This window comes from Anabaena sp. WFMT (assembly GCF_051781005.1).
Lineage (GTDB): Bacteria > Cyanobacteriota > Cyanobacteriia > Cyanobacteriales > Nostocaceae > Anabaena.
This window is the reverse complement of record NZ_JBPWOA010000023.1, coordinates 99,672-114,392: the sequence shown is the minus strand read 5'-3', so window position 1 is coordinate 114,392 and position 14,721 is coordinate 99,672. Positions and strand designations below refer to the sequence as shown.

The 14,721-nt window shown below is 33.7% G+C and carries 13 protein-coding genes; 6 read left to right on the top strand and 7 right to left on the bottom strand.

The genetic code is table 11. From position 1 onward, the window contains the following. Nucleotides 1-12 precede the first annotated feature (12 nt). Nucleotides 13-381, bottom strand: coding sequence for an EamA-like transporter family protein (locus tag ACSQ6I_RS15150; RefSeq protein ID WP_438891139.1), 369 nt, complete (start codon nt 379-381; stop codon nt 13-15). Between the two features lie 288 nt (nt 382-669). Then, entirely contained in the window at nt 670-1,614 is a 945-nt protein-coding gene (locus tag ACSQ6I_RS15145; RefSeq protein WP_438891138.1) for a glycosyltransferase family 2 protein, read from the bottom strand. 227 nt (nt 1,615-1,841) lie between these two features. Between ACSQ6I_RS15145 and ACSQ6I_RS15140 the strand changes: the two genes are divergently transcribed. Both ACSQ6I_RS15140 and ACSQ6I_RS15135 read left to right on the top strand, forming a co-directional pair. Then, nucleotides 1,842-4,280 carry a hypothetical protein gene (locus ACSQ6I_RS15140; RefSeq protein ID WP_438891137.1) on the top strand — a complete coding sequence of 813 codons (2,439 nt, stop codon included), beginning with the start codon at nt 1,842-1,844 and terminating at the stop codon, nt 4,278-4,280. Between the two features lie 2 nt (nt 4,281-4,282). Then, nucleotides 4,283-5,833, top strand: a complete 1,551-nt coding sequence (locus tag ACSQ6I_RS15135; RefSeq protein WP_438891136.1) for an ArnT family glycosyltransferase — start codon at nt 4,283-4,285, stop codon at nt 5,831-5,833. A 102-nt stretch (nt 5,834-5,935) separates the two neighbouring features. Here ACSQ6I_RS15135 and ACSQ6I_RS15130 read toward each other — a convergent pair whose 3' ends face one another. Then, nucleotides 5,936-7,360: a DUF2079 domain-containing protein gene (locus ACSQ6I_RS15130; RefSeq protein WP_438891135.1), complete on the bottom strand. Its 1,425-nt coding sequence runs from the start codon at nt 7,358-7,360 to the stop codon at nt 5,936-5,938. 173 nt (nt 7,361-7,533) lie between these two features. On the opposite strand from ACSQ6I_RS15130, the gene ACSQ6I_RS15125 reads away from it, so the two are divergent. From ACSQ6I_RS15125 to ACSQ6I_RS15115, 3 genes are read left to right on the top strand one after another with little or no spacing between them, the layout of a single operon-like run. Further along, complete coding sequence (locus ACSQ6I_RS15125) at nt 7,534-8,139, top strand: Uma2 family endonuclease (RefSeq protein WP_438891134.1); 606 nt, start codon at nt 7,534-7,536, stop codon at nt 8,137-8,139. A gap of 43 nt (nt 8,140-8,182) precedes the next feature. Next, complete coding sequence (locus ACSQ6I_RS15120) at nt 8,183-9,676, top strand: mannosyltransferase (RefSeq protein WP_438891133.1); 1,494 nt, start codon at nt 8,183-8,185, stop codon at nt 9,674-9,676. A gap of 49 nt (nt 9,677-9,725) precedes the next feature. Next, on the top strand, nt 9,726-10,922 hold the full coding sequence (locus ACSQ6I_RS15115; RefSeq protein ID WP_438891132.1) for a 1-deoxy-D-xylulose-5-phosphate reductoisomerase: 1,197 nt from the start codon (nt 9,726-9,728) through the stop codon (nt 10,920-10,922). Between the two features lie 52 nt (nt 10,923-10,974). On the opposite strand, the gene ACSQ6I_RS15110 is transcribed toward ACSQ6I_RS15115, so the two are convergent. Together ACSQ6I_RS15110 and ACSQ6I_RS15105 are read right to left on the bottom strand one after the other, a co-directional pair. After that, on the bottom strand, nt 10,975-11,712 hold the full coding sequence (locus ACSQ6I_RS15110; RefSeq protein ID WP_438891131.1) for a hypothetical protein: 738 nt from the start codon (nt 11,710-11,712) through the stop codon (nt 10,975-10,977). A 7-nt stretch (nt 11,713-11,719) separates the two neighbouring features. After that, nucleotides 11,720-12,853, bottom strand: a complete 1,134-nt coding sequence (locus ACSQ6I_RS15105; RefSeq protein ID WP_438891130.1) for an AAA family ATPase — start codon at nt 12,851-12,853, stop codon at nt 11,720-11,722. 142 nt (nt 12,854-12,995) lie between these two features. Between ACSQ6I_RS15105 and ACSQ6I_RS15100 the strand changes: the two genes are divergently transcribed. Next, entirely contained in the window at nt 12,996-13,193 is a 198-nt protein-coding gene (locus ACSQ6I_RS15100; protein ID WP_323313011.1) for a hypothetical protein, read from the top strand. A 300-nt stretch (nt 13,194-13,493) separates the two neighbouring features. Here the strand turns inward: ACSQ6I_RS15100 and ACSQ6I_RS15095 are convergent, their stop codons facing one another. Both ACSQ6I_RS15095 and ACSQ6I_RS15090 read right to left on the bottom strand, forming a co-directional pair. Continuing rightward, nucleotides 13,494-13,991: an acyl-CoA thioesterase gene (locus ACSQ6I_RS15095; RefSeq protein WP_438891129.1), complete on the bottom strand. Its 498-nt coding sequence runs from the start codon at nt 13,989-13,991 to the stop codon at nt 13,494-13,496. Nucleotides 13,992-14,194: 203 nt separating this feature from the next. Next, nucleotides 14,195-14,539, bottom strand: a complete 345-nt coding sequence (locus tag ACSQ6I_RS15090) for a DUF1815 family protein (RefSeq protein ID WP_438891128.1) — start codon at nt 14,537-14,539, stop codon at nt 14,195-14,197. Nucleotides 14,540-14,721: the final 182 nt, after the last annotated feature.

The window sequence follows — 14,721 nt, the reverse complement described above, 5'->3', positions numbered from 1 at the left end:
ACAGTCGCTGTATTATTTTCTCCACACTACTAATATTACTCCTGTGACTATGAAACTTAATCCCACAAGACGGATGAAAGGTATAGGTTCTTTTAAAATAAAGTAACCCAGTAATACCGAAAATATATAACCAACTGATACCGCAGGAGCAGCAACACTAAGATTTACTCTTGTTAGTAGTAAAATGTAGGCGATCGCACCAATACCATAACAGGCTAGTCCTAATAAAAGTTCTGGTATGGTGATCATGTTGACAATAAGACTAAAAATGTTCCCAAGCTGAACTTTACCTAATTTGATTGCTCCCATTTTTAAGAAAAATTGCCCAGCAACGCTGATGATAACTGATACTAGTAATAAACTAAATTCTTGTAAAGACACAAATTTTACCTAAATCTCTTAATTCTAATTTTTTAGATAAACAACAAGATCAGTGATTGCTGAGAGAAGTCCGAATCTACAGCGGTTTCAAATTATATGAGACACATCTTAGCCCCCTCATCGCTTGCGGTGAACCAGCGCTAGGCGGGTTTCCCACCGTAGGCGACTGGTGTAAAGCCCTTCGGGCATGGCTTCGCTTACCGCGTAGCGTGCCGGAGGCATCATCCAAAGGAGGAGGGGGTTGGGGTTCTTGTACCTCAGAATATCGGGAAGTGCTGTATAAGCAGATCAAGTTTTTGTAAAACCTCCGGTTTCTTTCAGTGTATAAAGAGGACGACCTTTAACTTCTTCATAAATTCGACCAATATATTCACCTAAAATGCCAATACAAATTAACTGAACTGACCCTAAGAAAAACATGGCAATTGTAATTAATGTGTAGCCTATCAAGGGAGATACTGGTGCAAATATCCGCCAATAAAGCACGAGAAATATCATAATTAACGCAATAGCAGCAGATAAAAGCCCTAAATAAGTAGCAAGTCTCAGGGGAACTATGGAAAATGAGATAATACCATCAACTGCCAAGGATAAAGACTTACCAAAAGTATATTTTACATCTCCAGCATAACGAGGACTTCTTTCAAAAAGTACGGATGTTTGTCGGAAACCTACCCAAGCGCGTAAGCCACGAATATAGCGGTTACGTTCTGGCATCGCATTGAGGATATCTACTACCTGTCTATCCATTAAACAAAAGTCGCCTGTATCTACAGGGATGTCAACTTTAGCCAAGCGCTTGAGAATGCGATAAAAAAGATACGCCATTAAGCGTTTTAGCCAGCTTTCTTTTTGACGTGATATGCGCTGGGCATAAACTACTTGGTATCCTTCATGCCATTTATCAATCATCGTGACGATTAACTCTGGTGGATCTTGCAAGTCAGCATCCATGACAATGATGCTTTTACCCTGGACAAAGTTTAAGCCTGCTGTGACGGCAATTTGATGACCAAAATTCCTAGCTAGACTCAGGTAACGCACTCGACTATTATGGTGGTGAAGTTCGCGGATCATACTCAAAGAGCGATCGCGGCTACCGTCATCAATTAAAATCAGTTCAGCTTCATCATCTAACTGTGCCATGACATTAATTAGACGGTTATACATTTCTGTGATATTTTCTTCTTCGTTGTAAATGGGGATAATTAAAGAATAGACAGGTTGATTCACAGTTATTGATTATTTGGTATAAACTTGTTAATCTCGAATTCACAACAAAGATATCAAGTAAACACTTCGTTATATCGGTTTTTAGCTCAGTGAGATACAGTGTTAAATCACAAATGCTGTAGGGGCGGGGTTTCCCCGCCCTTGATTCTATTCCATTCAACTATATTGAAGCAGAAATTATTTTCAGCAAATAATTCAAATTCGGCAAATTTATCGTTTTTATAAATATGAATTATTTCCATGACTCTAAATTAAAAAAATATTATTTAATCCTATTCATCATTTGGTTGTTAGCATTAGTTATAGATAGATATTGGTTTTTCTTAGATGATTCTATTCCTGCCCACGATCAAAGCGCACATTTAACAGGAGCATTAAGTCATTATCGTCTTTTTGAAAATTTTAATCTTTTCTCAGGTGATTGGTGGTTATCGCTATGGAAATTAACTCCTAGTTATCGCGCTCCATTTGTATATATTTGCACAGTACCCTTTTTGTTTCTCTTTGGCAAGGGATACGACCAATCTAGTTTAGTGAACTTATTATATACAGCTATAATTATGCTGTCAGTATATCATCTAGGGAAATATTTATTTAACAATCACAAAATTGGAATCACAGCCAGCATCTTTTGTGTGCTGTTTCCGATTTTGGGAATTGTGAGAACAGATTACTTATTAGATTATGGTTTAACAGCAGTTGTCATCTTCACATTTACCATTTTAACCATTTGGAAAGATAGTTATACTGGTTTTATCTCATGGTTACTAACTATTAGCTTGGGATTAGGCATAGGGTTAATCATGTTAGCAAAACCCACAGGATTTCTTTTTATCTTCATCCCTGGTATATGGACATTAATTATCTTCATTAAAAATCGCAAGTTTATTAAACTATTTCAATCAGCTTTATCTCTAATTTTTGCTTGGTTAATTTGTAGTTATTGGTATAGTGTAAATTGGTTAACAATTATCACTTCTGCTTTACACGCTAACAGTGTGGGAAGAAGGGAAGGTGATCCTGCTGCTAACACTCTTGCTGGATGGTTATTTTATCCCCAACTTGTACCCGAAACTGTCGGTTTACCAATATTGTGTGTGAGTCTAGGGATTTTATTAGTTTATCTGATTAAAAGTAAATTTTCTCAAAATGCGATTAAAAATAGTTTAGGAAATTCTGGTTTAAATTGGTTATTAATTTTCCTAGTCAGCAGTTATATACTTTGTTCCCTGGGTACAAATAAAGATATTAGATTTATTCTCCCTTGTTTTCCTGTTATTAGTTTAATTTTAGCTCACTTTTTCCATCTGATAGAAAATAGCAGGTTTGATAAATTGAGGTTAGTAACTTTAGGATTCAGTGTCATATTTTTACTGAATAACTTGTTTCCTTTACCCCTAATACAAGTATGGGGAGGAAAGCATTTACCCAATGATGATGCTAAAAAATATCCCCTTTCTCAACTGATAAATGAAATTAACCAAACAACTCCTTATTTACGCTCAACTTTAGGAATAATTCCGGTTTCATCATCGCAAATAAACGAGTTTACCTTAGATTATTTTGGTAAATTGGCAGACTTTCGTGTACATGGGAGAAAATTAACTACCAAATTAGCTGATGTCAACCAAGATTTACAGTATTTTTCTTGGTATATTACCAGAGAAAATGAACCATATCCGGCAGATGAAAAAGGAGAAGTTAAACGCAAATTAACATCTTTAGTCGAATCTTCTCCTGATTTAAAATTACAGGCTGATTGGGAATTACCAAATAACGATAAATTACGATTATATCATCGTAAAAATCCGGTTGTAGTCATTGAAAAGTTAAATTCTATTCCTGAACCAGTTACTCTAGAACAAGTTAAAATTTCCGATCAATTTATTAAAGAAAAAAATAACCCTGTCACTTATCAAATTACAGGTAAATGGGATAAATTACAAAATGGTTTGTTACTTTTAAAATGGCAAAATCTGCAAGGGTCATGGTATCATGATCATGCCATCGGTTTAGGACATTTATACTGTGGTTTGAAATGTCATCCCCAAGGAAATTTTCGAGTAATTGAGAATTTATCTACATTTATACCCGAAACACTACCTGTAGGCAAATATCAACTTTCTGCTTTCTATTTAGATAGAAGAAATAGCCAAATCACTCCTTTAAATATTCAAGATGTAACGGTAACGGTGATAGATAAAGGAAACATCGAAAAATCTCCACCTTTAGATTTAGTTTCTCGCCTCTCACAATTAGCACCAGAATTACAAAATGGTAAATTAGAAAATATATTTAAACAGATAGATAATTTTAATCAATATGATCCCACCCACGATTATTTAAAACAAACTGAATTTATAGCTAATTATTACCTGCAAAATCAACCAAATAATCTTAATTGGCGTTACACTCTAGCTTTATCACAACTTTTACAGCGTAAAGCACCAGAATTAATCCAGAATTTAACAGAATTAACTAAATATGATGCTCAAAATCCTTACATATGGACTTATTTAGCAGTTGTTCATTTATATAGCTTTCAACCAAGATTAGCTGAAAAACCATTAGCTATAGCGGAAAAAATTAAACCAGATATACCTGAATTAAAAACATTAAAAACCGTCACTAATATCATGAAATTTTTACCATTAATCAATTTTTAAATATGAGGAATAACCGCTGGTTGTTAGGTTTATTATTTACATCTTTATGCCTGTGGCTAATATTTTTAGGAAACTCACCTTTAAGAGATTGGGATGAAGGTACTATAGCCCAAGTTGCCCGTGAAATTTGGCGTAACCCAGCGGATAAAATGGTTTGGCTTTATCCAACTTTAGGAGGTGAACCATATCATAATAAACCGCCTTTAATACACTGGTTAATTGCTGTTTCTTATTCTTTAGGAGGTGTAAATGAATGGACAACTCGCTTACCAAGTGCGGTATTAACTGCGTTGGGTGTGCCTTTACTTTACTCAGTAGGAAATTTAGTTTTTAACCAAAGTTTACCAGCATTATTTACTGCTTTAGTTTATATGACCATGTTACCTGTAGTGCGTCATGGCAGATTAGCAATGTTGGACGGTGCGATTGTAACATTTTTTTTATTGTTATTATTTTGTATTTTAAAATCACGCCAGCAGCGAATTTATGCTTTAGGAATTGGCTTAAGTTTAGGATTAATTACTCTTACCAAAGGCATGATAGTTTTGCTATTGGGGGGAATTGCAGGTTTATTTATCCTTGCAAATAAACAGTTTTATTTATTGAAGAGTTTATATTTATGGATAGGAATCTTATTTGGTAATGCTTTACCTATTGCTTGGTATATTGCCCAATGGCGACATTATGGTGAGAATTTTTTACAAATAAATTTTCAATCACAAACTTTCGCGCGACTAGTGGAATCTGTAGAAGGTCATAGTGGGACTGTTTGGTTCTATTTAATAGAAATACTTAAATATGGTTTTCCCTGGGTGTTGTTTTTGCCGGGTGGGTTATATTTAGCTTGGAAAAAACGCTATACGGCTTGGGGTTGCTTGATTATTATTAGCACAGTGATTTACTTTGGGACGATTTCAGTCATGAGTACAAAACTGCCCTGGTATGTAATGCCTATATATCCATTTTTAGCTTTAGCCATTGGTATTAATTTGAGCGAAATTTGGCAGGAAGGGAAGTTTAATGTCAAATTTCTAGGAGGATTTTTTACTTTTCTAACTGTTGCTGGTTTGGGAGGTTGTGTTTATTTTATTTTTGCTGACCCACAACCGACATTAATTATTATGAGTATTATTTTAGCAATCAGTATGGGAATTGCTGCATGGTTAGTTATTAAGCAAAATCGTAATTTTATCCCGGTTTTATTTTCGGGAATGTATTTAGTTTTATTGCTCTTAATGAGTTCCCATTCATGGATTTGGGAGTTAAACGAAGCGTTCCCAGTTAAACCAGTAGCTGCATTAATTCGTCAGAATATTCCAGTGGGAACAACTATTTATACTTCTTTTGCTTATAGTCGTCCTAGTTTAGATTTTTATTGTGACTGTAAGGTTATTTCTGCTCCCGTTTCAGTGTTACAGGAGATGTGGGCTAATAAATTTTATTTGTTGATGGATAATGAGACTTTAGAGAAAATGAATTTAAATCAGAGTAAAATTATAGGTAAAGCTAATGGCTTTATATTGATTTCACTGATTGACAATGGAAGTCTGTAGGGGTTCATGAATGATAAATTATCATGCGTAAATAACATAAAAATACGTCAATTTTTTATCATATTTTTATTAAAAAAATTGAAAATTTAGTATTTGAAGTTGTTAATTTTTGGTAAATAAATAAACATCCTTGTTGTGATATTCCAATTTAAATTCTGGGTTGTTTATAAATTGGTTGACTAAGTTAGTTAATTCAGGACTATTTTTTGTGTTTATATCCATTAAATAAAGAAGTACATATTCAAAATATATACTCTTGTTTTGTGAACTTTCCCAATTTATGTTGCTTAGTTTGTCAGTTAGTTTAATAATTGGACGATGGCTCAAATGAGGAGCTATTTTTGGTGTTGTTAAAAGACTTCCTTGCGTTTTAACTAAACTTACTGCTGTTTGTAGAGAGTGAAAATTAGGAAGATTGGTTAAATACCGGGTTACGAAAAAATCATACTTACCCAATACCAAAAATGAAGCTATAGCCCAAATCATTAAAACACTTGGTTTAAGCCAACGTCTTTTTTGTTCGTTCTGATATTGCCGGATTGAATAAAGTAGCCAAACAATGATAAACGGAAAAATTGGTAAAGAGTAATGATGAATTAAGTCTCGCTGTGCAGAATAATCAGAAATAATATTCAGTAACAGCATTGGTAACGCTGGAACTATCATCATTACTTGCCGCCAGTGCAAACCTAATATTACTGGTAATACAAGCAGGAAATAATAAAATAATGTATCTGGTAAAAAAAATTTATTGATAATTAAACTAGGATTAGTAAAAATATTTAGTATGATTTCTGAAGGAGAATGACCCAGAGAATTGAAAAATACAACTCCACCAGCTTGGCCACCTCTCAGCATAGGAACAAGATAACCTATTGTTAGCAAGTACCAAACAGCGCCAGCTACCATACACCCTATTCCATAATCACGTTGCTTCTGAATAAACCAAAACCATAATCCTAAAGCGATGACTGTTAAACTTAAAGTATCTTTGCACATTAAAGCTAAAGCGACAGCTAAAATCAATTGAGAAGTTTTGCTTGAAATTCCTGCCGACATTGCCCATAATAATGAAGGAACTGCAATAGCTTCAGGGCGAAAATCAGTATATAAATTTATATTAAATAAAGCAGGATACAGTAAGTAAGAAATAGCAATTGCTCTGGCATAAGCAATAGATAAACCTATTTTCAAGCTTAATAAATATATCGGCAAAGCTCCTAATGCTAGTGCAATTGCTTGAACTGCAAATAACCAATGTATGTCAGGATAAATTTTGTATAGTAGGGCGATGAAATAGAGAATGAAAGCTGCGTGATCACCTACAATATGAAAGCCAAAGAAAGATGAAATAGGTGGTAAATTTTGACTTACTAAGTAAACCCATTGATCAAACACGGCTAAATCAAGAGCCGTTGATTGAAACATGAAATGCCGTAAACTACTAGCAGAAAATAAAACTAAAGCACTTATACCAATCATCCAAGCAATAGGAATGTGTTTAATTAATTTGTTTTCAATTTTCACTATTTTTGAATGCGGTTATGATAATATTTACAAATTTATGTAATTATACCCTATTTTGGCTACATCACTAAATGTAATAGTCTATAAATATGAGAAACTTAAGATGTAACCCCTTTAAATAATAATTTTCACTTATATGTTAAATTAACATACATAGCTTTCTAATCAAAAATATGCAAATAACAGAAAAGCAATATTACACCCCAGATAAATATCTGGAATTAGAAGCAACTGCTGACCACAAAAGTGAATATATTGAAGGACAAATTATTCCAATGGCTGGTGCATCAATAAATCATAACCGCATTACAGGTAATTTTTACGCTGCGCTGAATTTTGCATTTAGACAACAAGAGAAATATGAGGTTTTTAACAGTGATATGCGGTTGTGGATACCTCAAAGACTCATATACACCTATCCAGATGTGATGATTATTGCAGATGAACCAGAATTTTTCAATAATCGGACAGATACAATTACAAATCCCCAGGTAATTATTGAAGTTTTATCTAAATCTACCAAAGGTGACGATAGAGAAGATAAATTTGCAGCTTACAGAACAATTCCCAGTTTCCAAGAATATTTATTAATTGATCAAAACCGCATTTATGTAGAACAATTTTCTAAAACTGGAAAGAAAAGATGGAATTTGTGCGAGTACGATGAAGAAGATGAAAATATATCTCTTGTAACTGTACCTTTTGAAATTTATTTACAGGATTTATATAATAAAGTAAAATTTGAGGTTGTAGAATCTGAACCGAAAAACAATAGTTAAATCTCGTCAGATTATTATTAATATAATCCAGTTAGAATAACAAATGAATTGCCGATTTACACTAGATTACCTATTATTAAGTATCCTAATTATTATCGCATTAACTCTGCGCGTTGGCATGGCTTTAAAATTCCCCAATATATTTTGGGCAGATGAAATTTTCCAATCCCTAGAACCTGCACACAGATTAGCTTTCGGTAATGGTATTGTCACCTGGGAATTTAGAGATGGTATTCGTTCATGGGTATTACCAGGAATTTTAGCAGTTATTATGCGTTTGACTGCGTGGATGGGAAAAGGTTCTACTGGATATCTAATAGGAATTAATATCTTTTTGTCTCTACTTTCGCTGAGTAATATCTTAGTGGCATATTTATGGGGAAAAAAAATAGGAGGAACAAATACAGCTTTTATTTGTGCTGCTATTTGTACTATCTGGTTTGAACTTATCTACTTTTCACCTAAAGCTTTTACGGAAGTTGTAGCTACTCATTTCCTATTGCCTGGCGTTTATTTAGGAGTTCAAAAACAAATACCTCCAACTAGAAATAGCCTATTTTTATCTGGATGTTTATTAGGAATATCTCTAGCATTAAGAATTCATTTTATTCCAGCCATAGTATTTGCTGTAGTCTACATTTGTAGAAAAGATTGGAGAGAAAAATGGTTGCCAATGATGTTAGGTATCATTGCTCCCATACTAATTTTTGGAACTGTAGATGCTTTGACTTGGTCTTATCCTTTTCAATCTTTTTGGTTAAATATTTGGGTAAATATCGTCGAAGGTAGAAGTAAACTTTATGGAGTTTCTCCTTGGTATGAATATTTTATTTTCTTAATTAAAAGTTGGTCTTGGTTATCCCTACCTATTATTATTCTTGCTCTTATAGGTTTACGCCATATTCCTATTTTGGGTTGGTTAGTATTAATTATTATCTTGTCTCATAGTTTGTTAGCTCATAAAGAATATCGCTTTATTTATCCAGTATTACCAATGGTAATGATATTAGCAGGAATGGGTACAGGGGAATTAGTTTTAAATTTGTCACGCCGATGGGTTTCACATAAAAAAACATTAATCGCAATATTACTCTGTCTTGCGCTTTGGACTTCTATTTCTATAACTCTCATCAGCCGATTTAATATTTATAGTCCTTTGAACTTTTCTACTTTTGGTACTAATTTAGAAAATACACACTTGTCTGTTACAACTAATAATTTACTAGCCTTACAAAGTTTAAGTACAGAAAATACTGTGTGTGGTCTTGGTCTTTGGGGTATTCATTGGGCTTTATCAGGAGGGTATACCTATTTTCATCGAGATGTTCCTATATATCCAGTTGATAAAGCAGCAGATTTTGAAAAGCTAAAACCTGGTTTTAATTACATTGTTGCCAATATTTCTATACCATCTCAATATAAAAACTATACTTTGCAAAAATGTTGGCAAGGAACTTGTGTTTATAAGCGGCCAGGTTCTTGTAGCCAGATTATAGATCGTGATATCAATTATGTTCTGAAAAAATCGGGCAATTAGTAGCCTAAGCAATTTATATTTAAAATTATCTGTTAATTCTTAAAAAATTGTGAAAGCTATTACTCTCCTCGGTTCTACAGGCTCCATTGGTACTCAAACCTTAGATATCGTCTCTGAACACCCAGATAAGTTTCGCATAGTTGGACTGGCTGCTGGGCGAAATGTGGACTTATTCGCAGCACAAATTCGCCAATTTCGCCCCCAAATCGCTGCAATTTCCGCCGTTGAAAAATTACCCGCACTTAAGGAAGCAATTAAAGACCTCAACCCCCAACCTATTTTACTTGCTGGTGAAGCGGGAGTGATAGAAGTTGCCCGCTATGGTGATGCCCAAACGGTTGTTACTGGTATTGTTGGTTGTGCTGGGTTATTACCGACAATTGCGGCTATTGAAGCGGGTAAGGATATTGCCCTAGCGAACAAAGAAACACTCATTGCTGGCGCTCCTGTGGTTTTACCTTTAGTAGAAAAACATGGTGTGAAACTATTACCAGCCGATTCTGAGCATTCTGCTATTTTTCAATGTCTGCAAGGTGTTCCTAAAGATGGTTTAAGAAAGATATTACTTACTGCTTCCGGTGGTGCTTTCCGAGACTGGCCTGTGGAAAAGTTAGCAGAGGTAAAAGTTGCTGATGCTCTTAAACATCCTAACTGGTCTATGGGGAGAAAAATCACTGTAGACTCGGCCACTTTGATGAATAAAGGTTTGGAGGTAATTGAGGCTCATTATTTATTTGGAGTAGATTATGACAACATCGAAATTGTCATTCATCCTCAAAGTATTATTCACTCTTTGATTGAGTTACAGGATACTTCGGTTTTAGCTCAACTCGGTTGGCCAGATATGCGTTTACCTCTGCTTTATGCTTTATCTTGGCCTGAGCGAATTTACACGAATTGGGAAAGATTGAATTTAGTGAAATCTGGTGATTTAACTTTCCGTGAACCCGATCATCAAAAGTATCCTTGTATGCGGTTGGCTTATGCTGCTGGCAGGGCTGGTGGTTCTATGCCTGCGGTATTAAATGCGGCTAATGAGCAAGTTGTGGCACTATTTTTAGAAGAGAAAATTCATTTTTTGGATATTCCTAAGTGTATCGAATGGGTGTGCGATCGCCATCAACATGATAACAAACAAAATCCCTCTTTAGATGATATTTTAGCAGCCGATAAGTGGGCTAGACAAGAAGTTATCAATGCGTCTGAAAAGTTAGCAATTCAGCCCCAGATAATTTCTCTGCACTAAAAATTAAAATAGTCCTACATTAATCTGATTGAGTGAGGTGTAGGATTATGTTTTATTTATTTTCTTGGACATCTATTTTTGCACAAAACTCTATAAATTCTTGAAAACTATGCAAGTGATCTAAATTTGCTTGAATTCTGGCTAATAATTGGTCAAGGTAGAATTTTTCTTGTACTTCTTTTGGTCTAGATTTATTATAGGATAAATTACGTTCTTTAAAAATTTCTCTCAGATAACCTTCGTGAAATAAAGCTTTGGTTTTATATCCAAAAATTTCCTTTGTATTTTCTTCGTCTTGTTCAAACTCACTAGATAAATTTTCGGGATTACTTTGACTGACATCAAAATATTTGATGTATTGCTTCAAAAGTTCATTATTTTGTGGATTTCTGACAAAGAAATTTCTATTTCCTAAAAACCAAGTTTCAATACAAACTTTTTGGATAATAATTTCTAGTTTACAATTTTCGGGTAAAGTTTGAAAAGGTTTATTTTGTAAATTGAGTTTAATTTTATCCAATGCTTCTGCTTTTTTCTCAGAAGTTGTCAACCTATCTGCGTCTGTGAATAGTACCAAGTAATCATATTTTGTGACTTCGTTAATTTCTTGAATAGCATTAGCAGCAACTCGATAACAATCAGGAACACCCATATCACTTTCATAATAATAGTTATTCTGACTGACAGCATCAAAACTATCCACTTCTGTTAAATGTGGAAGAAGTACAGATAACCACTTTTTATAAACAATCGCTTCTGTTTTCCCTTCAAATACAAAATAGAAATTCATATTACGATTACGATTGTTTTTCGAGAATTTTGGTTAATTGAAGAAATGCTTCTTGTTTAGATTTACCTAAATGATAATCTGACGCATTCCGAATGCTAATGTGTCCACCTTTCCGAGTAACTATTTTCCAATATTCATAGGGAATATTATTGATAATATAAGGGTGATGACTAGTAGCAATAAATTGTAATGTTTTATTTTGATGAATCAAATCATCAGTCAATATATCAATACAATTGATTCCTAAACTATTTTCAAATTCATCAATTAATATTACAGAATCTGGATTTGATAGATATATTTCACTAATATGAATAAGTGTCTTTAACATACCCGAAGATATTCTATCTTCTCTAATCCATTTTGGTACATATTTCTCTTTGATAGATAAAATCAAGGGAACACGGACAAATTCTGCAAAGCTTTTGAAGAAGTCTTCTTCAAATGGCTCAATTTTTATACATTCTATTTGTTGAAAAACGTCAATAAATCTTGATTGAATTTTATAGAATATGTCTAACTCATTTTCATAAATTAGATACAATTTAGTTCTTAGATTCTCATTACTATTTATTATATTTTTTGAGGTGTTATATTTATTTTTGAGAGTCTGCAAATCAAAAATTGTAAGCTTTGGAATATTTTCCTCAGTTATTGTATTATCTCGATACTCTATTTTATTTAAAGCCTTAAATACTTTTTCTATAACTTTGTCTTCTTTCAATATATATATCATTGATTGATGTGAAGAAAGTTTAGGCATTGGCTGATTGCTGAACTTAATTTCTTTTTGAGTCCGTTCAATTAGAATATCGTTTTCTGAAGTCAATTTTTCATATAATAATGAAGATTTTTCTTTTTCATTTTTATCATCAAAACTTATTTCATCAGCTTCAATAGTATCAAAACTACCTTCCCATATAAAGTCAGTACCATTGACAGTAGAAAATTTTATTTTCCATTCCAAACCATTTATTGCTTCTCCATTTACAATACTTTTCAAATCAAGTATGGCACGCAGGATTTGGGTTTTACCTGCACCAGAAACACCTACTAAAAGAGTTAAATTTGATGAAAAATCAACTTCATCAAAATCCCAACCTAAAAAATTATTCTTGAGTCTCAGTGAAATAATTTTCATAATTTTCAAAAAGTTTGATTTTTGTGTTTAACTTAAAATAAAATTTTAATGAAATTTTCATGAATCAACTACATTATTTAAACATTTTCGACTATAATAAATAGCTTAATTTAGCAGTATTGGTTTTCAAGGATGTAATATTATGATCATTACTTTATTAGTTGCTTGGATAATATTTGTTATACTTTGGAAATTAGTAAAAACCACTATCAAAACTGCTGTTACGTTTGCAGCGATAGTGGTTTTATTATACTTTGGTTTTGGAATTACACCCCAAGATATTTTGTCTAAAATATCTGATTTTATGCAAAATATTTCCCAAACTTCTGTACGTAATTGAGAGGATGTTAAAAAGTATAAAATGTCATGTTGTGGCTTGCTTCCCGCATGAAGCATTTTATAACTTGATGAAAGAGATTCTTCCCTCCACTGTGTTCCGGTCAGAATGACAAATTATACCTTCGCATAATGAAGCATTTTATAACTTGACGAAAATTAGAGATTCTTCCCTCCACGCAGTTTACCCTTGAACAAAGTGAAGGGTTCTGGTGAGAATGACAAATTATATCTTTCAGAGAATTCTCAAACATCCTCTAATACCTGTTTAGAAGAATGGATTTTTAATTTTTAATTGATTACTTTACTTATAGGATGTGGAAATTTTAGCTAAAGCATTTTTGAATGCGGGAGGTAGCTGACGCATAATCTTACCTTTTTGACGATCTAATGCAACTAGCGTCACCTGGGCAGTAACATATAATTGTTGCTCATCAGTTGAAACAATTCTATAATCCCAGTTCATGCGAACACCAGTTACTTCAGCCATACGGGTTTTTAACAGCGCCATCATACCTAATTGAAGTGATTGATGATAGCGAATTGACAATTCTACAACTGGCAAGTCACAACCCAGAGCTACTAAATCAGCAAATTCGATACCTATGGAGCGCAAACATTCTACTCGCGCTTCTTCCATCCATGTTAAGTAATTACCATGCCAAACTATGCCTGCGTAATCGGTGTGGTGAGGTTGTACTCTGACAGGATATTCAAACCAGTTATCAAATTCAGCTTTCGTCAGCCTGTCAATGGCGCTAGTTGGTGGTAGTTGTGGTTGGTTTGGTTTTTCTTCGGTCATCTTAGAAATCTTTTGAGTAAAGGTTTGAAGTCTTACCCATCAGATTTTAACAGATGCTGAAAAATACTTGATAAAACTGTAAAAATAAGGTCTATTGACGGTAATGGTGAATAGGTAATAGGCGTTCAAAAAAAACCAACTCGCTATTACCGTTTTCCCAGTTACCGAAAAGCAAGGCCATATTTAGGATCATCTTGGGCAACTTAGCACTTCTTAGCAAGGGTTTTATGACCTGTAGAAGTTGGGATAGATTGCTTGATAAGATTAGCTAATTCCTGTAATTGGCTAATTGCTTCAGCACCTTCTAATTTCATTAATTCGCGGTCATCTCGCATTTCAGTCCAAGTAATTCCGTAATCTGATACTAGAAAGCGAATTAGGTGGTTGTCTCCTAAGCTAACCATAAACGACGCGCTGTTCATTTGGTCGCCACAAGTATAGCAGGAAGCAGGATAGCCGCTCCGTTCTAGTACTATTGCCAAGGCTTGCAGGTTCATTACCAAGTCTTGGACAAATTGTCTATGTTGATGTGCCAGTCTCAAAAACACTTTTTTCCTCCAGACACCACTGTAATTTGTGTCACTTTTATATTTTCTTTAGATTTTCCCATTCTTTGGTATTGTAAACTATTCATTACAATTCCCAAAAGAAAGTTCATTCTGTAATTGGCTATCTTGCTTAGGGTAGTAGATAACGATTGTGGATGTCGTATCAAACTATTCAATTTGCA